Source organism: Rhodanobacter sp. T12-5 (assembly GCF_008329435.1).
GTDB lineage: Bacteria > Pseudomonadota > Gammaproteobacteria > Xanthomonadales > Rhodanobacteraceae > Rhodanobacter.
On sequence record NZ_NPKN01000001.1, the window covers coordinates 303,793 to 324,583 of the forward strand.

General features: G+C 67.0%; 23 protein-coding genes. 11 read left to right on the top strand and 12 right to left on the bottom strand.

From position 1 onward, the window contains the following. Positions 1-102 precede the first annotated feature (102 nt). The 4 genes from CIW53_RS01295 to CIW53_RS01310 are packed head-to-tail and all read left to right on the top strand — an operon-like array spanning position 103 to position 3,804. Positions 103-306 (top strand): helix-turn-helix transcriptional regulator, encoded by a 204-nt coding sequence (locus tag CIW53_RS01295; protein WP_172969554.1) that lies wholly within the window; start codon positions 103-105, stop codon positions 304-306. Beyond that, positions 303-1,859: an alpha/beta hydrolase gene (locus CIW53_RS01300; protein WP_149362896.1), complete on the top strand. Its 1,557-nt coding sequence runs from the start codon at positions 303-305 to the stop codon at positions 1,857-1,859. The genes CIW53_RS01295 and CIW53_RS01300 overlap by 4 nt, the downstream gene beginning before the upstream one ends. 11 nt (positions 1,860-1,870) lie before the next feature. Next, positions 1,871-2,605 carry an ATP-binding cassette domain-containing protein gene (locus tag CIW53_RS01305; RefSeq protein WP_149362897.1) on the top strand — a complete coding sequence of 245 codons (735 nt, stop codon included), beginning with the start codon at positions 1,871-1,873 and terminating at the stop codon, positions 2,603-2,605. Then, positions 2,602-3,804 carry an ABC transporter permease gene (locus CIW53_RS01310; RefSeq protein ID WP_149362898.1) on the top strand — a complete coding sequence of 401 codons (1,203 nt, stop codon included), beginning with the start codon at positions 2,602-2,604 and terminating at the stop codon, positions 3,802-3,804. The genes CIW53_RS01305 and CIW53_RS01310 overlap by 4 nt, the downstream gene beginning before the upstream one ends. Positions 3,805-3,873: 69 nt before the next feature. On the opposite strand, the gene CIW53_RS01315 is transcribed toward CIW53_RS01310, so the two are convergent. Further along, positions 3,874-4,200 (bottom strand): EF-hand domain-containing protein, encoded by a 327-nt coding sequence (locus CIW53_RS01315; RefSeq protein WP_149362899.1) that lies wholly within the window; start codon positions 4,198-4,200, stop codon positions 3,874-3,876. 2 nt (positions 4,201-4,202) lie between these two features. Then, positions 4,203-4,805 carry a GTP cyclohydrolase I FolE gene (gene folE / locus CIW53_RS01320; protein ID WP_149362900.1) on the bottom strand — a complete coding sequence of 201 codons (603 nt, stop codon included), beginning with the start codon at positions 4,803-4,805 and terminating at the stop codon, positions 4,203-4,205. Between the two features lie 166 nt (positions 4,806-4,971). On the opposite strand from folE, the gene CIW53_RS01325 reads away from it, so the two are divergent. Continuing rightward, the gene (locus tag CIW53_RS01325; protein WP_149362901.1) at positions 4,972-5,616 is read left to right on the top strand and encodes a hypothetical protein; all 645 of its coding nucleotides are present in this window, start codon (positions 4,972-4,974) and stop codon (positions 5,614-5,616) included. Then, positions 5,613-5,825, top strand: coding sequence for a helix-turn-helix transcriptional regulator (locus CIW53_RS01330; protein ID WP_149362902.1), 213 nt, complete (start codon positions 5,613-5,615; stop codon positions 5,823-5,825). The genes CIW53_RS01325 and CIW53_RS01330 overlap by 4 nt, the downstream gene beginning before the upstream one ends. A 3-nt stretch (positions 5,826-5,828) precedes the next feature. Here the strand turns inward: CIW53_RS01330 and rmuC are convergent, their stop codons facing one another. Next, positions 5,829-7,382 carry a DNA recombination protein RmuC gene (gene rmuC / locus CIW53_RS01335; protein ID WP_172969555.1) on the bottom strand — a complete coding sequence of 518 codons (1,554 nt, stop codon included), beginning with the start codon at positions 7,380-7,382 and terminating at the stop codon, positions 5,829-5,831. Between the two features lie 176 nt (positions 7,383-7,558). Here rmuC and CIW53_RS01340 point away from each other — a divergent pair, with 176 nt between their 5' ends. Further along, positions 7,559-8,752, top strand: coding sequence for an FAD-dependent oxidoreductase (locus CIW53_RS01340; protein WP_149362904.1), 1,194 nt, complete (start codon positions 7,559-7,561; stop codon positions 8,750-8,752). An 81-nt stretch (positions 8,753-8,833) separates the two neighbouring features. On the opposite strand, the gene CIW53_RS01345 is transcribed toward CIW53_RS01340, so the two are convergent. From CIW53_RS01345 to CIW53_RS01365, 5 genes are all read right to left on the bottom strand, one after another. After that, on the bottom strand, positions 8,834-9,916 hold the full coding sequence (locus tag CIW53_RS01345; protein WP_149362905.1) for a DNA topoisomerase IB: 1,083 nt from the start codon (positions 9,914-9,916) through the stop codon (positions 8,834-8,836). Positions 9,917-9,981: 65 nt separating this feature from the next. Continuing rightward, positions 9,982-11,154: a class I SAM-dependent rRNA methyltransferase gene (locus CIW53_RS01350; protein WP_149362906.1), complete on the bottom strand. Its 1,173-nt coding sequence runs from the start codon at positions 11,152-11,154 to the stop codon at positions 9,982-9,984. A 53-nt stretch (positions 11,155-11,207) separates the two neighbouring features. After that, positions 11,208-11,642 (bottom strand): hypothetical protein, encoded by a 435-nt coding sequence (locus tag CIW53_RS01355; RefSeq protein WP_149362907.1) that lies wholly within the window; start codon positions 11,640-11,642, stop codon positions 11,208-11,210. Positions 11,643-11,763: 121 nt separating this feature from the next. Beyond that, positions 11,764-12,726, bottom strand: coding sequence for a serine/threonine protein kinase (locus tag CIW53_RS01360; RefSeq protein ID WP_149362908.1), 963 nt, complete (start codon positions 12,724-12,726; stop codon positions 11,764-11,766). 70 nt (positions 12,727-12,796) lie between these two features. Beyond that, on the bottom strand, positions 12,797-13,237 hold the full coding sequence (locus CIW53_RS01365; protein WP_149362909.1) for a hotdog fold thioesterase: 441 nt from the start codon (positions 13,235-13,237) through the stop codon (positions 12,797-12,799). Positions 13,238-13,300: 63 nt separating this feature from the next. Between CIW53_RS01365 and CIW53_RS01370 the strand changes: the two genes are divergently transcribed. Next, positions 13,301-14,377 (top strand): 2Fe-2S iron-sulfur cluster-binding protein, encoded by a 1,077-nt coding sequence (locus tag CIW53_RS01370; protein ID WP_242451728.1) that lies wholly within the window; start codon positions 13,301-13,303, stop codon positions 14,375-14,377. Between the two features lie 81 nt (positions 14,378-14,458). Here CIW53_RS01370 and CIW53_RS01375 read toward each other — a convergent pair whose 3' ends face one another. The 3 genes from CIW53_RS01375 to CIW53_RS01385 all read right to left on the bottom strand — a co-directional run bounded on the left by CIW53_RS01375 (position 14,459) and on the right by CIW53_RS01385 (position 15,947). After that, a complete protein-coding gene (locus CIW53_RS01375) occupies positions 14,459-14,905 on the bottom strand; it encodes a rhodanese-like domain-containing protein (RefSeq protein WP_149362910.1) in 447 nt (148 codons plus the stop codon). 88 nt (positions 14,906-14,993) lie between these two features. Further along, entirely contained in the window at positions 14,994-15,416 is a 423-nt protein-coding gene (locus CIW53_RS01380; protein ID WP_149362911.1) for a hypothetical protein, read from the bottom strand. A 57-nt stretch (positions 15,417-15,473) separates the two neighbouring features. After that, a complete protein-coding gene (locus CIW53_RS01385) occupies positions 15,474-15,947 on the bottom strand; it encodes a YiiD C-terminal domain-containing protein (protein WP_149362912.1) in 474 nt (157 codons plus the stop codon). Between the two features lie 88 nt (positions 15,948-16,035). Here CIW53_RS01385 and CIW53_RS01390 point away from each other — a divergent pair, with 88 nt between their 5' ends. From CIW53_RS01390 to CIW53_RS01400, 3 genes are read left to right on the top strand one after another with little or no spacing between them, the layout of a single operon-like run. Then, entirely contained in the window at positions 16,036-16,806 is a 771-nt protein-coding gene (locus tag CIW53_RS01390) for a uroporphyrinogen-III synthase (protein WP_149362913.1), read from the top strand. Between the two features lie 55 nt (positions 16,807-16,861). Continuing rightward, positions 16,862-18,028 (top strand): uroporphyrinogen-III C-methyltransferase, encoded by a 1,167-nt coding sequence (locus CIW53_RS01395; protein ID WP_149362914.1) that lies wholly within the window; start codon positions 16,862-16,864, stop codon positions 18,026-18,028. Next, positions 18,025-19,281, top strand: a complete 1,257-nt coding sequence (locus CIW53_RS01400; protein ID WP_149362915.1) for a heme biosynthesis HemY N-terminal domain-containing protein — start codon at positions 18,025-18,027, stop codon at positions 19,279-19,281. The genes CIW53_RS01395 and CIW53_RS01400 overlap by 4 nt, the downstream gene beginning before the upstream one ends. 94 nt (positions 19,282-19,375) lie before the next feature. Here the strand turns inward: CIW53_RS01400 and pepQ are convergent, their stop codons facing one another. Next, positions 19,376-20,707, bottom strand: a complete 1,332-nt coding sequence (gene pepQ, locus CIW53_RS01405) for a Xaa-Pro dipeptidase (RefSeq protein WP_149362916.1) — start codon at positions 20,705-20,707, stop codon at positions 19,376-19,378. Positions 20,708-20,791: the final 84 nt, after the last annotated feature.

Sequence of the window (20,791 nt, forward strand, 5' to 3'; positions counted from 1 at the left end):
GAAGTGGCCATCGGAGCGCCGGCGGGCTCGACCGGCCGTTGCAGGCAGGTGGTCTGAGCGTGGCGGGGCGCCAGTTGCCCGCTGGTCAGGAGTCACCACGTCATGAATAACCGTGTGCGCGAACTGCGCAACGAGCGCGGCTGGTCGCAGGCCGATCTGGCCGCGCAGCTGAACGTATCGCGACAAACCATCAATGCCATCGAGACAGGCAGGTACGATCCCGGTTTGCCACTGGCATTCAGGATCGCGACGTTGTTTGGCCGTCCGATCGAATCGATATTCGTACCCGGCGAGGTAGATGCATGACGACGAGTGGGCGAATCGCGACCTTCATGGCGATCCTCGTGGCGACGGTCATGGGGTTTCTGGCGTGGAGCCAACCCCATGCCGGCAAATCGGACGACGCACTGGTCGCCGCGCCCGCGGACAACGGCAAGCCGGGAGAGCGGACCTGGAAGCTGGGTTCGGTCACGCTGACCGCATGCGACCTGGCGCAGCCGAACAGCGGGCTGAGCACGGCGGCCTGGTGCAGCGATTTTCCGGTGCCGGAGAACCGCGCCGATCCGCACAGCCGCACGATCAAGTTGAAGCTGGCGGTGTTGCGTTCGCGCGCCCAGGTGGCGAGCCAGGACATGCTGGTGTTTCTTGCCGGCGGTCCCGGCCAGGCGGCAACCGACTCGGCCGGCACGGTGGCGGCAACGCTGAAGCCGCTGCTGGCGCATCGTCACGTGCTGCTGCTGGACCAGCGCGGCACGGGCGGCTCGAATGCACTCGACTGCAAGGAGCCTGACGAGGCGGCCGCGCCCGGCGACAGCACGTTCGATGCCGCCAAATTGCGGGCCGCCGCAGCTGTCTGCCTGCATGAACTGGCCGGTCACGCCGATCCACGCTACTACACCACCACCATCGCGGCGCAGGATCTGGAGGACGTGCGCAAGGCGCTCGGATCGCCCCAGCTCGACCTGCTCGGGGTGTCATATGGCACCCGGATGGCGCAGCAATACCTGCGGCGTTTCCCGCAGGCGGTGCGCAGCGTGGTGTTGGACAGCGTGGTGCCGAACACGGCCGTCCTTGGCGAGGATTTCGCGCGTAACCTGGACGATGCGCTGAAGGCACAGTTTGCCCGCTGCACCGCCGTGCCGGCCTGCAAGAAGCAGTTCGGCGACCCGGATCAGACCCTGTATCAGCTGCGCGACGCGCTGCGCGCGAATCCGCACGAAGTCAGCTTCCGCGATCCGCAGAGCTACCAGACGGTGAAGCGGGTACTGAACGAGGATGCGCTCGCCAGCGTGGTGCGGATGTTCGCGTACACACCGGCCACCGCGGCGCTGTTGCCGTTGTCGATCGACGCGGCCGCTCACGGCGACGTCGGGCCGTTGCTGGGTCAGGCGAAGATCCTGTCCGGCGAGCTGTCCGAGTTGATGGGCAGTGGCATGCAGTACTCGGTGATCTGCAGTGAGGATGCGGACCTGCTGACGCCGCGTCCGCAGGATGCCGGCACCATACTGGGCACGCGCATGATCGACTCGCTCAAGGCGGTTTGCTCGGTGTGGCCCAAGGGCATTCGCCCGGCGGACTTCCATCAGCCGCTGAAGACCGACAAGCCGGTGCTGCTGCTGGCCGGCCAGTACGATCCAGTGACGCCTCCGCGCTATGCCGAGACGGTGGCGAAGGGCCTGCCCAACGCGCGCGTGCTGGTTCTCAAGGGGCAGGCGCACAGCGTCATGGCAGCTGGCTGCACGCCTCAGCTGATCCAGCGCTTCGTCGAGCAACTCGATCCGAAGACGCTGGACGCCAACTGCCTGGACCGGCTGCAACCGACGCCGATCTTCATCGACTTCAACGGTTCAACCCCTTAAGGAGCCGCGCCATGATCGAAGCAAGGGGGTTGTACAAGGCATTCGGTGCGGTGAAGGCCGTCGACGGCGTCAGCTTCACGGCTCGCGATGGCGAAATCACCGGCCTGCTCGGCCCCAACGGCGCCGGCAAGACCACCGCGTTGCGCATGCTCTACACGCTGATGACACCCGATCGCGGACAGGTGCTGGTGGACGGCATCGACGCGGTGATCGACCCGCTCGGCGTGCGTCGCCAGCTCGGCGTGTTGCCGGACGCGCGCGGGCTGTACAAGCGTCTGACCGCGCGCGAAAACATCGATTATTTCGCGCGGCTGCATGGGCTGCCGGAGGATCTGTTGAAGAACCGCCGCGACGCGCTGATCGCGGCGCTGGAGATGGACGACATCGCCGACCGCCGTACCGAGGGCTTCTCGCAGGGCCAGCGGGTGAAAACCGCGATCGCCCGCGCGCTGGTGCACGACCCGCGCAATGTGATCCTCGACGAACCGACCAATGGCCTCGACGTGATGGCCACGCGAGCACTGCGCCAGTTCATGTTGCGGCTGAAGGGCGAAGGCCGTTGCGTGCTTTTTTCCAGCCATATCATGCAGGAGGTGGCTGCGCTGTGTGATCGCATCGTGGTGATCGCGAACGGCCGCGTGGTCGCCGACGAATCGCCGGATGCGCTGCGCGCGCAGACCGGCGAGGCCAACCTGGAAGATGCATTCGTGAAGATCATCGGCACCGATGAGGGGCTGGCCGCATGAATACGGTGAACAAGTCGCCGCGTCGCAGCGCATTCCTCACCGTGTTCCTGAAGGAGGTGAAGGAAAACCTGCGCGACCGGCGCACCCTGATGAGCGCGTTCCTGACCGGCCCGCTGCTGGGGCCGATCCTGCTGGTGCTGCTGCTCAACGTCACCCTCAACCGCGAGCTGGAAAAGGCCGAGAAGCCGCTGCCGGTGCCGGTGATCGGTGCCGAGTACGCGCCGAACCTGGTCGATGCCCTGAAGGTCGGCGGTGTGGTGCCGGGTGCAGCGGTGGCCGATCCCGCGCAAGCCGTGCGCAAGCAGGAGGCCGACGTCGTGCTGCGCATCGCCTCCGATTACGGCAGGGCCTGGCGCAAGGGCGAGCCGGTACAGGTCGAACTGTTCTACGACTCGTCGCAGCGTGATGCGAATACTTCGGTGGAACGGGTGACCCGCCTGGTCGAAAGCTATGCGCGACAACAGGGCGCAATGCGGCTGGTCGCGCGCGGGATGTCGCCCGGGACGGCCTGGCCGCTGCAGGTGGCCAGGCGCGACCAGGCCACGCCGCAATCTCGCGCCGTGCTGCTGTTCGCGATGCTGCCGTATTTCTTCGTGATCACCATCTTCATGGGCGGCATGTACCTGGCGATCGACCTCACCGCGGGCGAGCGCGAGCGGCAGTCGCTGGAACCGCTGTTCGCCAACCCGGTGGCGCGCTGGAAGATCCTGTGCGGCAAACTGGCGGCGATCTGCGTGTTCTCGATCGTCAGCCTGCTGATCACTCTGCTGGCGTTCGCCGTGGTCGGGCAGTTTATTCCCGCCGAGAAGATCGGCATGGAACTGGATCTGGGTGCGCACTTCGCCGCGTACGTGCTGCTGCTGATGCTGCCACTGGTACTGCTGCTGGCTGCGCTGCAGTCGATGGTGGCGGCGTTCGCGAAAAGCTATCGCGAGGCGCAGACCTACATCTCGCTGCTGATGCTGGTGCCGATCATCCCCAGCGCGGTGCTGTCATTCATGCCGGTCAAGGCGCAGGCGTGGATGTATGCGGTGCCGCTGCTGGGCCAGAACCTCGGCATCATGCAGCTGCTGCGCGGCGACGGCGTCACCGGCGAGCAACTCGTCCTGTGTCTGGCCGGCAGTCTGGCGGCGGCGCTACTCGCGGTGCTGGCGACGATCCAGCTGTACCGTTCGGAGAAGCTGGCGATTTCCGTCTAGCCCCGAAGGAACCTGCGCGAACTCCGACTGCCGCGCGACCCTGAAAAGGCAGGCGAAAACCGGCGAGGCTCAGCGCGGCGGCGCGGTGAGCTCGCGGGCGTTGAGGTGGCCATCGCGATTGCGGTCGAGCTTGTGGAACTGGCGGCGCAGGTTGTCCTGGAAGTCGGTCAGCGTGATCGGCCGGCCGCGATGGCCGGGCAGCTCCCCGGTTTCGAGAATGCCGTCGCCGTTGCTGTCCACGCTGCGGAAGCTCCGATCCATGTACGCCAGGTATTCGGCCTCGCTGACCCGGCCGTCGCCATCGCCGTCGAACATCTGCAGGTATTCCGAACGCGTTTCCTGCGCCAGCACGGCCGACGCCGCCAGCAGCAGCGCCAGCGTGGCGGCCAGCCGCACGTTCAGCGGGTGCCGCCGTGGATGCCGATGAACTGCAGGAACTCCGCGCGGGTGCGCGCATCGTCGCGGAAGGTGCCAAGCATCTGGCTGGTCACCATGGACACGCCGCGCTTGTGCACGCCGCGGGTGGTCATGCATTCGTGGCTGGCGTCGATTACCACCGCCACGCCGGCCGGCTGCAGGGTTTCCTGGATGCACTGGGCGATCTGCGCGGTGAGTTTCTCCTGCACCTGGAAGCGGCGCGCAAAGCCGTCCACCACGCGGGCCAGCTTGCTGATGCCGACAACGCGGTTGGTCGGCAGATAGCCGACGTGGGCGCGCCCGATGATCGGCGCCATGTGGTGCTCGCAGTGGCTCTCGAACTCGATGTCGCGCAGCACCACCATCTCGTCATAGCCGTTCACCTCCTTGAAGGTGCGGCGCAGGTAGTCGCCCGGATCGGATTCGTAGCCGGAGAACCAGTCGCGATACGCCTTGACCACCCGCTTGGGCGTGTCGAGCAGACCCTCTCTCGCCGGATCTTCGCCGGCCCAGCGCAGCAGCGTGCGCACGGCCTCTTCGGCTTGTTCCTGGCTGACGTCTTTCGGATGGGGCTGGTCGCTCATGCGGATGCCTTCGATATGCGGAAACGCCAGTTTAGCGGCCGCGTCAAATCGCGTCTGCGTGACAGCGGATCCTTGCGCTGGCCGGCGCGGGGCGCGCGTCTGCAGGTCGCGTTGACAGGACATGATGTAATGTATAACGTACATTACGTCCTGTGGAGCAGACATCATGCCTCGATCCCTGCGTTACGCCGTCCTGATCCCGCTGTCGATTCTCGCGTTCTACCTGCTGTTCGTGCTGCCTGACATCGACCTGGGCTGGCCTGGCGGACTGGCCATGCTCGCCGGGGCCTGGCTCGTCTGGTACCTGCTCTGGGCGACGATGCAGGAGTCTGCCGCGGCGGCGAGAACCAGCGAGCTTGCCGTGCCGGTGTCGCCGGGCGAGCAGCGCGCGTGGATCGGGCTGATCTTCACCGCGGCGATCCTTCTCTACTATGCGCTGCGCGGTTCGCAGATGGTGGCCGCCGACGGCACGATGGCGCCGGAAGCCTCGGCCATCGGCAAGCACGTCGGCATGCTCGTCGTCGTCTGGCTGGTGGTGATGCGCGTGCTGCGCAAGCGCTGGCGCGATACCGTGGAAGAGGACGAGCGCGACCGCGGCATTCGGGCGCGCGCCAACAGCTGGGCGCGCATCGGGTTGTCGGTGTTCGTGCTCGGCATCGCGGTGATGTTCGCGTTCTCGCCGCTCGATCACCTCGCATGGGCCCGGCCGATGGCGGTGTCCAACCTGATGATGACCGGCCTGATCGCGTCGAGCCTGCTCGAATACGCCGTGACCGGCGTGGCCTACTGGCGCGACCGGCGCGGATCATGACCGGCACGCCGATCGACAACACGATCCGCAAGCTGCGCTTCGAGCACGGCGAGATGACCCAGCAGGCGCTGGCCGATGCCTGCGGCATCACGCGGCAGACCGTGATCGCGCTGGAGGCGGGCAAGTACGCGCCGTCGCTGGAGCTGGCGTTTCGGATTGCGCACGCGTTCGGCGTGGGCGTGGAGGATGTGTTTCGGTGGAAGCGCTGACGCTCAGTCGACACTGGCGATGTCGGAGCCGATCCCATCGTCCCCGGGCGACGGCCCCGCGAGATCCAGCGAATCGGAAGTGTCCATGGAGTCGTCGCTTGCGTCGCCCGCAGAGAGCCTTCCGGGCATTCCCTTCCTGGGCTTGATGCCGAGTCCTCGCAGATTTTCTGCCTGGCGAACCAGACCCCGGCTTGGATCGTTCAGCGCCTTCTCCGCTTCCTGGGCCGCCGCCGTGGCCTTGGCCAGGCTGTCGTTGATGGCCACGATATGTTCGGCAAATTTCCTCGCCGCGTCGTACATTTGTGTGCCGCGCTTGACGATCTTCTCCATGTTGCGCGTGGTCTTCTCCAGGCGCCAGATGTACTCGATCGTGCGCAATACCGTGAAGAGCGTATTGGGAGAAACAAGCGCGATATGACGTTCCAGCGCGTATTGGGCCAGCTCCGGCTCTGCTTCGCTGGCAAGCATGAGCGCGCTTTCGATGGGAACAAACAACAGCGTGAAATCCACGCTTCTGAGGTTGTACAGCTTGGGGTAGTTTTTGTCCGACAGATCCTTGATGTGCCGCTTGACGGAATCGCAATGTTCTTTCAGCGCCTGCGTGCGCCCATCCTCGTCTTGGGCCGCTCCATAGCGCTCGTAGGCCACCAATGACACTTTGGAGTCGATGATGATGGCGCGATCTTGCGGCAGATCCAGAACCACGTCGGGAACCAGCCTTGCGCTGGATCCCTCTTCGCGGTGACTGGCCTGCGCGCGGAAGTTCACGCCTTCGCGCAGCCCGGCAAGTTCGAGCAGCTTCAGCAGAACCTGTTCGCCCCAGATGCCCCGGGTCTTGCTTTCGCCACGCAGGGCGTCTGTCAGTGACTGAGCCCTGGCGCCGATGTCATGGTTGAGTTCGGTGAGATGGCGGATCTGCGCAATCAATCCTTCGCGCGCAGTCAGGTCGGCTTCACGCGATTGCTCCACTTTCGACTTGAAGTCCTTGAGCGTTTCGCTGAAGGGAAGGAGCAGCGACGTCAATGTTTCCTTTTGCTGCTCTCCAAGTTTCGCGCCCTTTTCCTCCAGCAGCGTGCCTGCCAGCAGCTTGAATTCACTGGCCATGGCCTCCTTGGTGTCGTTCAACAACTTGCTTGTTTCGATCTCGCGCAGTTTGGCCGACTCAACTTGTTGCTCCAAACGGGCATGGCTCTCGGCCAATGCCGACCTCTTGACGCCAAGCTCCTCATGGCTTCGGTTCAGCGCATCGAACCGCATCTGGATGTCCGCGTATTGTCTGTTGCTTGCCTCTATCTGGCTTGCGATCCCCGCGATGGTTTCGCGCTTTGCCGCGAGATCGCTGCTGGCGTCACGTAATTGCTGTTCCAGTGCCGGAACACGATGAGCGTCGACCTCGACCCGTGCAAGGCGAGCGGATAAATCATCCTTTTCCCGCCGCAGCGCATCTTCGATGTTTGAAAATCGGACCTTGAATACCAGGTAGGCAACGACCGCGCCGGCCATCAGGCCGATGACGAAGGCTGAAGCAGCCAAAGTAAAAACGATGCTCAGTGGCATGAAGTCAATGTTTCCGACAGTGATTCGGCTCAGTGTACGTTGAGCGGCACGGAACGTTTTCCAGGGCCGATGCATCCAGTGTACGTCGAGCCGTCTCACCGGCTGCGCCTGGATTTCACCTGACCGCCGCTCGGGCGGTGCATGATGGGCCAATCCGTTGGCCCGGGAGACAAGTTATGGAACATGTCCACGATTACCTGATCATCGGTGCCGGCATGGCTGCCGATGCGGCGGCCAAGGCGATCCATGAAGTGGATGCCGGGGCGGATATCGGCATTGTCGGCGACGAGCCGCATCCGCCTTACCAGCGGCCGCCGCTGTCGAAGGCGTTGTGGAAGGGCGACAAGTCGCCGGCCGACATCGACCTGGCCACCGCGCAAAGCGGCGCGACCTTGCACCTGGGCCGCCGCATCGAATCGCTGGACCGGGTGGCGCGCATCGCGCGCGATGACCACGGCGATACCTACCGCTATCGCCGGCTGCTGCTGGCCACCGGTGCGACCCCGCGGCGGCTGCCGTTCGACGGCGGCGAGCGGGTGATCCATTTCCGCACGCTGGACGATTACCAGGCGCTGCGCCGCTATGCCAAACCCGGTGCCTACATCGCCGTGGTCGGCGGCGGCTTCATTGGCAGCGAGCTGGCGGCGTCGTTGAGCAGCGTGGGTTGCAAGGTGACGATGCTGTTTCCCGGCCCGGCGATCGGTGCCGGGCGTTATCCGGACGGACTGACCAGCTACCTCGACGACTACTACCGCAGCCACGGCGTGGACGTGCGCAGTGGCATCAAGGTGATCGGCGGCAGCAAGACCGACGGCGGCGTGGAACTGGAACTGTCCGATGGCGAGGTGTTGCGGGTGGAAGCGGTGGTGGCCGGCCTCGGCGTGACGCCCGACACCGCGCTGGCCGAGCAGGCCGGACTCACGGTCGACAATGGCATCGTGGTCGACGCCCATCTGCGCAGCAGCGATGCGGACATCTGGGCCGCCGGCGACGTGGCCAACTTCCACAGCCCGGCACTGGGCCGGCGCCTGCGAGTGGAACATGAGGACGCGGCGGTCGGCATGGGCCGGCTCGCCGGCCGCGCGATGGCCGGCGTCGAGGAGGCGTACACCACGCTGCCGTTCTTCTATTCCGACCTGTTCGATCTCGGCTATGAAGCGGTCGGCCTGCTGGATACGCGACTGAAGGTGGTCGAGGACTGGCGCGAGCCGAACCGCGAAGGCGTGGTGTATTACCTCGAAGCCGGCCGCGTGCGCGGCGTGCTGCTGTGGAATACGTGGGATCAGGTCGAAGCCGCGCGCGCATTGATCGCCGAACCCGGCCCGTTCGATGCCGATTCCTTGCGCGGACGGCTGCCGCGCAAGGGCTGATTGCCCACTGTAGGAACCCGCTCGCGGGCGATGCTCCTGCTCTGATGCAGGGAAGCAGGAGCATCGCCCGCGAGCGGGCTCCTACAAAGTCGTGGAGCTTCCGCGCGTTGCCGCGCGCAGGCGCCAGCGCAGGAATCGCAGCGTACGTTGCTCCAGCTGACGTGGATGCGTGGCGGCGTTGGCGGGAATCGCACGCGCCAGGCTACCGTCCTGCCAACCCTCGATGATCTGCGGATGGATATACGAGGCACGGCACACTACCGGCGTATTGCCGAGAATCGCGGCGACTTGCTTGATTGCGGCAGCGAGGACGGCGCGGCGGGCGCGTTCGCCGCCTTGTTTCGGCAGTGGCGTGCATGCCAGCGCGCCAGCGGCCTGCACGGTGCCGCCCCAGGTGCGGAAGTCCTTGGCGCTGAAGTCTTCGCCACAGGCGTCGCGCAGGTAGGCGTTGACCTCGCCGGAGTCGATCGGCTGGCGCCGGCCGTCGTCATCCAGATACTGGAACAGGCGCTGGCCCGGCAGCTGCTGCATGCGGTGCACGATGCGGGCCAGACGTTTGTCGCTCAGTTCCACTTCATGCTCCTGCCCGCTCTTGCCGCGGAAGGCGAAGCGCAACCGGTCGCGCTCGGCGCGCACGTGGCGTGAGCGCAGGGTGGTGAGTCCATAACTGCCGTTGGCGCGTGTGTAACTCTCGTTGCCGATGCGGATCAGGGTGTCGTCGAGCAGGCGCACGAGCAGGGCCAGGACCTTTTCGCGCGGCAGGCCGGGCCGCGCGAGATCGCGGCGCACCCGGCGTCGCAGCGCCGGCAGGACGTCGCCGAACGCCAGTACCCGATCGAACTTGCCATGATCGCGCAGCTGGCGCCAATGCGCGTGGTAGCGGTACTGCTTGCGTCCGCGCGCGTCGCGGCCAGTGGCCTGAAGATGGCCACGCGGATTGGCGCAGATCCATACGTCGGCATACGCCGGCGGGATCGCCAGCGCGCGGATGCGCTGCAGTTCGTCGGGGTCGCTGATGGGTTTCCCGTCGACGCTGCGATAGCCGAAACCCTTGCCGTGCCGCCGCCGTCGGATGCCCGGTTGCGCGTCGGTGACATACACCAGGCCGACGGCACGCGCCTCGCGCCGCAGCTCGGGGTCGATCTCGCTCGGCGTGCTGACCATGCTGCGCAGTGTGCGCAGCAGCGGTCAATTCGGCGTGAGCCGAGCGGCGACCGCTGCGCAGCGGATCAATCCACGCGGCAGAACACCGCTTTCAGATAGCGGCCTTCCGGCACGTCGGTGCGGAACGGATGGTCGGCGCCGGCGCCGCGCACTTCCAGCACCTGGATCTCGCGGCCGGCGTTGAGCGCGACCCGGCGCAGCATTTCCAGGAATTCGCTTTCACCGACCAGGCCGGTGCACGAGCAGGTCAGCAGCAGGCCGCCCGGCGGAATGATGTCCAGCGCCATGCGGTTCATCGCGAAGTACTTCTTCAGCGCGTCCATCACCTTGCTGCGGTCGCGGGTGAGCTTGGCCGGATCGAGGATCACCGCGTCGTAGCGTTCGCCGCGCGCCACTGCGGCGCGCACCCAGTCGAAGATGTCGGACTGCTCGAACGTCACGGCCACGTTGTTGGCCGCGGCGTTGGCGCGGGCGACGTCGAGGATGCCCGCGTCGAGATCCACGCCGACCGCTTCGCGCGCGCCGGCTGCCATCGCGTGCACGGCGAAACCGCCGGCGTTGCAGCACAGGTCGAGCACGCGGCGACCCCTGGCCAGTTCGGCGAAGCGCTTGCGGTTGTCGCGCTGGTCGGCAAAGAAGCCGGTCTTGTGGCCCGAGCCCGGCGCGGCATGGAAGCGCAGGCCGTGCTCGTGCACCTCGAACGCGGCCGGCACGTCGGGGCTGCGGCAGTCGAACGATTCCTGCTTCTGCACGTGCGACTCGGCGAACCAGTACAGCTGCGCGCCGGGGAAATGGGCAAGCAGCGCGGCGTGGATCGCTTCGCGGAAACGCCACATGCCGGCGGCGAAATACTCGATCACCAGGATGTCGGCATAGCGGTCGACGATCAGGCCCGAAAGGTCATCGCCTTCGCTGTGCACCACGCGCCAGGCATCGCTGACGTTGTCGAGCTGCAACCAGTCGCGGCGCAGTTGCACCGCGCGGGCGATGCGTGCGGCGATCCAGTCGGCATCGATGCCGGCGTCGGGATGCGTGTCGAGCAGGCGCAATGCGATGCGCGCATGGCCGTTCCAGAACGCGCGACCGACGAAGCGCCCCTTCGCATCCTGCACCTCGACCACGCTGCCCGGCGGCAACTTCGATTCCGGCTTGTAGATCTGTGCCGACCACACCCACGGATGGCCGGGGTTGCGGTCGGATTTGAGGCGGATGACGGGCAGCGCGACGGGAGTATTCATCCCGCCATGATAGCTGGTGGCCCTTCCCCAACCTTCTTCCGCGTTGCCGGGCGTCAGCGCAGGCGCAGCACCAGCCACGACAGCAGGGCCAGCAGGTTGATGCCGAGCCGTGGCACCGACGGGCCGGCCACTGCCAGCACGAAACCCTGGCTGCCAAGGTGCCAGTCGATGCCCAGCCGCGGCGCGGCCTGCAACGTGGCGAACACGTTCACGAAGGCACCGCAATGCAGCGCGTAGCTGAAGACCGGCAGCGCGATCAGCGGCAGTTGCAGCAATTGCGCCCAGCGCGACATGCGCACGCCGTGTTCGCTGCCGGCGATCAACTGCACGCCAGCTGCCAGCACGAACCCGTACAACGCCAGGCCGATCAGCGCGATCAGGCTGTCGTGCGCACCGAACGGCAACAGTCGATGCAGCATCGCCGCAAGACCATACAAGCCGCCGGCGATTTCGAGGACGCCGATCAGGCGGAACAGGGTGGTGCGCATGTGGAACTCCGTGGGGGAATGACGTGAATGGCAAAGGTGACTTCTGTGGGAGCGACTTCAGTCGCGACAGGCGTGCCGGTAAAGCATCGCGACTGAATCGCTCCTACGGTTGATGAGGGAACTATTCAAGCTCGTCGGCCAGTTCATGCAAATCGGCCAGATGCTGTTCCCACCAGCGCGATTCGGCGGCGAACGGGAATGCGGCGGGAAATGCCGGGTCGTGCCAGCGTGCGGCGATCCAGCCGGCGTAGTGCAACTGGCGCATGCCGCGCAGGGCCGGGATCAGCATCAATTCGGCGTCATCGAAATCGCGAAACTGCCGATAGCCCTCGAGCACGGCGTCCATCGCGCGCTCGTCGCTGGCGAGCATCCACAGATCCTGCACGGCCGGCCCCGTACGGGCGTCGTCGAAGTCGACGAAATGCGGGCCGGCGTCGGTCCACAGCAGGTTGCCGGGGTGGCAGTCGCCATGCAGGCGCAGTTGTCGCAGCGGGCCGATTGCCTGCATGCGTGCGTCGATGGCGGCATCCAGCCGTGTTGCCGCAGCGTGGTAGTTCGTATGCAACGAGGCGGGCAGCAGCGACGAGTCGAGTACCGCCTGCATCGGCTGTCGCACCATCGTGTCGCGATCGAGTCTGCCGCGATGGGCGAACGGCGCGCGCGCACCGACCACGTGCATGCGTGCGATCAGTCGGCCCAGCCACTGCAGTTGATCGAGCGCTTCCAGCTCGGGCGCGCGGCCGCCGCGGCGCGGGGTCAGGGCGTAGCGGAAGCCGCCGTGATGCAGCAACGTGTGGCCATCGAAGACGAGTGGCGCGACGACTGGCAGCTCCGCGTCGGCCAGCTCCTGCGCGAAGGCGTGCTCCTCGGCGATCGCCGCGTCGCTCCAGCGACCGGGTCGGTAGAACTTCGCGATCACCGGCTGCGTCCGCTCCGCTCCGACCTGTTCCAGCCCCACCTGCCACACGCGGTTCTCGTAACTGTTCAGGGCGAGCAGGCGGCCATCCGGCCACAAGCCGCAGGCAGCGACCGCGTCGAGCACGAGATCGGGCGTGAGGTCGGCGTAAGGCGAGTTCGCCGTCATGAAACGAGGCGCCCTTTGCGGCCGGGCGAGGGGGTCGAGGTGAGGCGAGGCCGTTCGCGGGAAGGCATGATCAACGCAGGTTCACGACGCGCGAGGCGATCACCGCCATGGTGATGCGCGAGATGCACACCAGTGCGCCGTCCTCGTTCTCGATGCGGATCTCCCATACCTGGGTGGTGCGGCCGAGGTGCAACACCCGGGCGGTGCCGGTGACGATGCCGCTGCGCACGCCACGCAGATGGTTGGCGTTGATGTCCAGGCCCACGGCCGCTTCCTTCTCCGGATCGAGCGTGAGCATGGCGGCGGTGCTGCCAAGGGTCTCGGCCAGCACCACCGAGGCGCCGCCATGCAGCAGGCCGTACGGCTGGTGGGTACGATGGTCGACCGGCATGGTGCCGGCCAGCCAATCGTCGCCGACCGCGGTGATGCGGATGCCCAGCGTCTCCATCATGGTGTTGGCGCTCCAGCCGTTGAGGCGCGCCAGGTCGGTCGGTTGTTTCCAGATACTCATGATTGATTCCTGCAGGGCGACCCCGCATTGTTGTCCGCTGCGATCACCGCGACAATGTGCCTGGTGCATACCGTCACTCTCAAATCTTCCGGCCGCCGGTTCTCGGTGGCGCCTGGCGAAACCGTGCTGGAAGCGGCGCAGCGTGCCGGCGTGGCGCTGCCTTATTCGTGTCGTGCGGGAGTTTGCGGCAGTTGCAAGGCGACCTTGCTGCAGGGGGCATGCGAGTATCCGCGCAATCCGCCACTGGCCTTGAGCGCCAGTGCGCTGGCGCAGCATGCGGTGCTGCTGTGTCAGGCGGTGCCGACCAGTGACTTGCTGCTGGAGGCGCGCGAAGTGACCTCGGTGGAGGACATCGCACGGCGCCAGCTCGGCATGGTGGTGACGGAGAAGTGGCGGCTGGCGACGGACGTGATCGGGCTGCGCCTGCTGCCGGCCCACGGCGAGCGCCGGCTCAACCGGCTGCCGGGCCAGTATCTGGATGTGCTGCTGGATGACGGCAAGCGCCGGCCGTTCTCGGTCGCCAATGGCCCGCAGGCCGACGGCATGATCGAATTGCACGTGCGCCACGTCGCCGGCGGCGGCTTCACGTCGTGGGTCAACGATACCCTGGCGATCGGCGATCACCTGCGCATCGAAGGCCCGCTGGGCACCTTCGTGCCGCGCGAGGATTCCGAGCGGCCGATGATCTTCATGGCGGGGGGCACCGGCTTCGCGCCGGTCAAGGCGATCGTCGAACACTTCATCGCACTGGGTACGCGCCGGCCGATGGAGGTGTATTGGGGCGCGCGCACGATGGCGAATCTGTACCTGCGCCCGCTGGCCGAGCACTGGGCGCGCGAGCTGCCGAACCTGCGGTTCCACCCGGTGGTGTCCGATCCTGAACATGCCGTCGGGGAGCAGGCGACGGGTCTGCGCATGGGGCTGGTGCATGAGGCGGTGCTGGCGGACTGCCCCGATCTGTCCGGCCACGATCTGTACATGAGCGGGCCGCCGGCGATGGTCGATGCCGCGCATCCGCTGTTCCTCGCCGCCGGCCTGCCGGAGGAACGGCTGTACTACGACTCGTTCGAATACGCGCCGGACGTGCTGGCGCAGATCATCGCCGGGCGCGCAGGCATCCATGATGCGAGAAGTGAGTGAGTGAAGAGGAGTGAGGGCTCAGAGAAGAGCCAAGCGACGCGCGCCTTTCTCTAACTCCTCACTCCTCTTCACTCGTTTCTGCTACTTGTTGCCTTTGGCAACGGGCAACTGAGCCGCATGCCACGCGAGCACGCCGCCGCCCAGCGTATGGACCTTGACGAAGCCGGCCTTGACCAGTCGCTGCGCGGCCTTGACCGAGTTGCCGCGACCGTCCTTGTCCATCACCACCACCGGCAATTCCTTCGCCTTGGCCAGATCCTTCTTCTCCGGATCGAACTGGCTCATGGCCACCTGCCTGGCGCCGGGTACGTGCATCTTCTCGAAATCGGCGATCGACGAGAGGTCGATCAGCAGTGGGTTTTCGCGGTTGATCAGCGCGGTCAGTCCGGCCGGGGTCAGCTCCCTGACCTTGCTGAAAAGCGTGCTGATCTGCATGACGATCAGTGCCAGCAGCAAGATCACGAACAGCGCCGACAAGGCCACGTGATGGCCGATGAATTCGGGGAGTTTGTGCAGGAAATCGTTCATCGTCAGTCCACTTCGCGCGCCGGGCGCGCCGCTCAGGGTAAACCGGCGATTATACGGGCATGCCGCGATCGGCATGCGGCATCCTGTTTCAATCCTGGGTGATGTCCGGCAGGCCGCTGGTCAGCCACCAGTGCTTGGACTTTTCGTCGTAGCGCCAGGTCTGGTGGTCGACGATGGTGCGTTCGGCCTGGGTGTGGATGTTGATCACGCTGATCTGTGCGGTTTGCTGCGCACCCAATTCACCGTCCGGCACCGGGCCGGCACCATCGTCGTATTCGCTCACACGCACCTGCTGGTAGCGCGCCAGGTCCAGCCGGCTCAGCGGATGGGCGCTGCGGATGGCCGGGTCGATGAACTGCGTTGCGCTCTGGAAATTGCCCCAGCGCAACGTGCTGCCGTAGGCTTTGAGCGTGGTGGTCAGCGTGTTGCTGCGCGTCTGGGTGGCGCAGCCGGCAAGCAGCAGCACGGACAGAGTGGACAGTGCGGCGAGATGGTTCAGGATGCGGCGCATGGTGGGTCCTCCCCCGGTGAATACCCGGCCATTCTGCCTCAATCGACTGTTGGCGGTTCAGCCCCGGCGTTTGGCGACGTAGCGTGCGGTGAGCGTGCTGGCAGGCTTGCCGTCATCGCCATGCACCACGCAGTCGACACTGATGCGGGCCTTGTTGCGTGCAGCCAGCGTACTGAAAAAGGTGGCCCATTCGGCGTCGGGGGGCAGTCGCGCGTCGCTGCGAAAATCACCCCACAACGGCGCGAGATAGCGCACGCTGGATTCGGCCACGAACACGTCGCAGTCGATGCCGCGCCGGCGCAGCGCCAATTCCACCAGTGCCCAGCCGCTCAGCGTCATCAGGCTGACCAGGCTGCCGCCGAATGCGCAGCCCTTGTCGTTGACGTTCGGCGCCAGCGGCGCGCTCAGACTGAGCATGTCGTCGTCGCAGTGGGCCAGTTGCAGGTCCATCGCGTGGGCCAGCGGAATTTCGTCGCGGATGAACTGGATCAGCTGCCGCGCCTGCGCGGCGGCGTGGTCGGTCGTGGTCACGTGATCGGGTCCTTGGGGAGAGAGGGACCGCCCAGTGTAGGGCGGCCGCTACACTGGAGCCATCGCAGTGGCCGGATACGGTGTGCAAATGCGGCGAGAGGTTCCCGTGGACAGCGAACACTTGCGCGGCCGGATCGTGGTGATCACCCGTCCCGCGGGTACGGCGGCGTCATTGGCGCGGCACGTGCGCGCGCTCGGCGGCGTGCCCCTGCTGCTGCCCGGGCTGGCCCTGCGTGGCGCGGCGAATGAAGCTGCTGCGCGCGCCGGCTTGCAGGCGGCACTGGCCGATGAGTTGGTGGTCTTCACCAGTCCGGCGGCCGCGCGCCATGCCGCTGCGTTGACGTCGTTGCAGACGAAAGCGATGGTGCTTGCGGTGGGGCAGGGCACGGCCAATGCGCTGCGCCGGTTCGGTATCGACGCGCCGTTGGCACCGTCGCGGCAGGATAGTGAAGGCCTGCTCGCGCATGCCGCGCTGCAGGATCTGCAGGGGCGCCAGGTCGCCTTGATCGGTGCCCCCGGCGGCCGCGGTGTCTTGCGCGAACAGCTCGCCGCGCGAGGTGCGCAGCTGCGCGAAGTGCATGTGTACCGACGGGTGCCGCCACGGCTGGACCGTCGCCACATCGATGCACTGCTGCGGTTGCCCGACTCGGCGCGCGTGCTGCTGTCCAGTGCGGAGGCACTGCAGAACCTGCAGCAGTTGTTGCCTGCGCCGGCGTGGGCGCGGTTGCGTGCGGCGACTGCGGTGGTCAGCAGCGAGCGTCTGGCCGTTGCTGCCCGCGCCGCCGGTTTTGTCCGCATCGTGCTGGCCGGCTCGGCGCTGTCGGCCGATCTGCTCGATGCTGCACGGCGCGCACGCTGAAGTCTTCACGAGTTCGTGCTACGAACGCGGGCGTATGGGCTGCTAGCATGCGCGCATGAGCAACGCAGACAAGCCGAACGAGCCCGCCGCGCCCGAGGGCGCCCATCCTGATCCCGCGCTGGTCGATCCGTTGCCGGCACGGGCGCCACGACCCGCGGCGGCGCGGCCGGCACCGCGCACGCGCGGTGGCAGCCTTGCGCTGGCCCTCCTGCTGTCGCTGATTGCGCTCGCGGCGTCCGGCTACGTCGGCTGGCGCCAATGGCAGCAGGAGCAAGGTCGTGCCGCCGACAGTGCGGGCGTGAGCAACCTGCAGCAGCGGGTGGGCACGCTGGAAACCACGCTGGCCACGCTCGGCGACCAGCGCAGCAGCCTGAACCAGCGGCTGGACGATGCCGCCCAGGTCAATCGCTCGCTGCGCGAGGAACTGCTTGGCCAGGGCGAACGCACGCGCCAGCTCGAAGATGCCGTGGCCAAGCTCGCGGAAAAAAGCCTGTCCGGTCACGACGCGATGTTGCTGGACGAAACCGAATCGCTGCTGCGCATGGGCGCCGAGCGCTACACGCTGTTCCACGACGCGCAAGGTGCCGCCGCCGCTTACGCGCTGGCCGACCAGACGCTGGCCGCCGTCAACGACGGTGCATTCGGCGGCTTGCGCCAAAGTATCAACGCCGAACGCGAAGCACTGGCGAAGAGCCAGCCGGCCAGCCAGGCCAGCGCGCTGCAGCAACTGACCGCACTGCGCGGCGAACTGGCCATGCTGCCGTTGAAGCCGATCGATGCGCCGGAGGCTGCCGCGACGCAGGATGTCTGGTCGCGCATCGGTCACGCGCTGGCCGGCGTGATCAGCGTCAAGCGCGACAATGGTGCGCCGCTGGCGGTCGCGGACGCGCGTTTCGCGCGGGAGCTTGCCGCACTCGACCTGGCGCAGGCGCAGGCCGCGCTGCTGGCCTACGACAGCAAAGCCTATCTGGCGGCGCTGCAGCGGGTGGACGCCAGCCTGTCGAGCCAGTTCGACGGCAGCGCACCGTCGGTGCGGCAAGCGCGTGACACGCTCAGGCAACTGGCCAGCCAGCTGCCGGCGAACGCACCGGTGCAACTCGGTGCCGCCCTGGCCGAGCTGCGCAACTTGCGCGCGGTGCATGCATTGAGCCCGGCTGCGACCAGTTCGGTCCCCGCACCGGCGCACGCCGGCAGTGCCGCGACGGGTGGAGTCCGGCCATGAGGGTCTGGCGCTGGGTCTTGCTGCTGGTGGTCATTGCCGCACTGGCCGCGTTCGGCTGGCACTGGGTAGCCGAAGATCCGGGTTACGTGCTGCTGCGCCTGCGCGGTTGGCGGGTGGAAACCACGGTGGTCGCGGCGATCCTGATCCTGCTGCTGGCGTGGGCGGTGCTCACCGCATTGTGGCGTCTGGCGCGCTGGCCGTTCGGTGCGTTCTCGCGGCGGCATCGGCGGCTGAGCCAACAGCGTCTGGGCGAAGGCCTGGTGGCGCTGATCGAAGGTCGCCACGGCGACGCCGAGCGCGACCTCAATCGCGCGTCGCGACTGGACAGCCTGCGCGGCCCGGCCCTGCTGGCCTCGGCCGAAGCAGCCTCGCGCCGCGGCGAGCACGGCCGCGCGCTGGAGGCGCTGGATCAGGCCGCGCAATCCTCACCCCAGGCCGCGCGGGTCCTGCGTGCCCGCGTGCTGCGCCGCGAAGGCAAATCGGCCGAAGCGCTGGCGCTGCTGGTCCCCGAGTCGGACAAGGGCACGCTGACCCCGGGCGGCTGGCGCGAGCTGGTGCTGGCGGCGTTGGCCAACGGCGACTTGCGGCGCGCACGTGCCGCGCTCGACCCGCTGCAGAAAAGTGGCGCACTCGGCGGCCGCGCCTATGCCGCGCTGGAAGCGCAGGTGCTGGTCGCCACCATCAACGCCACGGCAGACGGAGCTGCGCTCAATACCCTGTGGTCGCAACTGCCCAAAACACAACGCCGCGTGCCGGTCGTGATCGATGCCTATGCACGCCGCGCGGCATCGTTCGGGCTGACCCTGCCGGCGATGGACGAGGTCGAGTCCGCGTTGCGCCGCGAATGGTCGCCGCTGCTGGTCGAGACTTACGGGAGCCTGGCCGGCGACGACATCGAAGCGCGCCTGCGCCGCGCCGAAGGCTGGCTGGACGCGCATCCGAACGACGCCAGCCTGCTGCTCACGCTCGGGCGCATGTGCGTGCGGCTGAAATTGTGGGGCAAGGCGCGCCAGCACCTGCAGCGCTCGCTGGCGCTGGCACCGGGCGCTGCCGCGTGGGAAGCCCTCGGCGACACGTTCGCCGGGCAGGACGATGCAGCGCAGGCACAACGCTGTTACCGCAATGCGCTGGCGTTCGCCCGCGGCGACGCGGTCGCGCCGCTGGCGCAGGCGGCCCATCCTTCGCAGCCCGATACGCACCCGATCGCGATCGAGGAGCGCGACCGGCACGGCGTGCCCCGGTTGCCGGACTAGATGCGCGCAGAGCACTCGTAGCGATCGACTTCGAAGGGTCCAATCCGAACAGCCGTCGTGACCGAAGTCGCCCCCCACCGGACGGGCGAGTGACTCAGCTTTGCGCGAATGCATCCCTGGTGAGGTTTTCCGGCGCACCGTCGGTGCACACCACGTCGTCCTCGATGCGGATGCCGCCGTACTGGCTGAAGTGGTTCACCTTGGCCCAGTCGATGTCGGCGGCGGCCGGCTTGTCGCGCAGTTCGGCCAGCAGCATGTCGATGAAGTACAGGCCGGGTTCGATCGTGACCACCATGCCCGGTTCCAGTACGCGGGTCATGCGCAGATACGGGTGGCCGTCCGGACGCGCGATGCTGCCGCCGCGCTCGCTCTGCTGGAAGCCGGCGACGTCGTGCACCTGCAGGCCGATCGGATGGCCCAGACCGTGCGGGAAGAAGGCGCCGGTCACGCCGGATTCGACGGCGCTCTCCGCACTCATGCGGATGAAGCCATGCTCGCGCAGCACGCCGGCCAATACGAGGTGGGCGTGGATGTGCAGATCGGAGTAGCTCTGCCCGGCGCGCACCTTCGCCACGAAGCCTTGCTGCGCAGCGTCGACGCTGTCGATCAATGCCTGGAACTCGGGCGCATGCGATGCGGCGTAGGTACGCGTGATGTCGCTGGCGTAACCGGCGGCGCTGGCGCCGGCATCGATCAGGAACGATCGAGGGTGCGCGGGCGGCGTGCGATCGAAGTTCGTGTAGTGCAGCACGGCACCGTGTTCGTTCAAGGCGACGATGCTGGCGTAGGGCAGCTCCGCATCGGTCTGGCGTGCGCTGGCGAGGTAGGCCATGTGGATGTCGAACTCGCTTTCGCCCGCGCGGAACGCCGCTTCGGCGGCGCGATGCGCGCGCGTGCCGATGCGGCTGGCTTCGCGCATCAGTGCCAGTTCGTACGGCGTCTTGCAGCTGCGGTACCAGTGCAGGTAATCGAGCACGTCTTGCGGATTGTTCGCCCTGGTGTCATCAGTCTCGACGCCATCGACGGCGGGACAGTCGGTGGCGATCACCGCGCGATGACCGGCGGGCAGGGCGGCCATCGCATCGGCGGCGCTGCGCACGATGGTGACGTCGAAGTGTTCGACCCAGTAGCCGTGCGGTGCCTGCGGCACCACGTGCCAGTAATCGCGCGGCTGCACGAAGATCAGCCTCGGCTTGCTGCCCGGGGTGTAGGCGATCCAACTGCCCGGCGCGTCGGTCAGCGGCAACCAGTGCTTGAAATGCGGGTTGACCACGAACGGGTAGTCCTGGTCGTCCATGAACTTGCGCGGCGGCGCGCCGGCGGCGATCAGCAGATGATCGAAGCCGCCCAGTGCGAGCGCCTGGTCGGCGCGCTCGCGCACGGTGGCCAGGTGTTGCGGATACAGCGAGGCGAATGGATCTTGCATGGGGACTCCTGCAGTGGCGGGCCGACCGGGAAGTCCGTCCGTCTGCACGCGCCGTGGCGACGGGCCGCAAGCGGATGCTTGTGT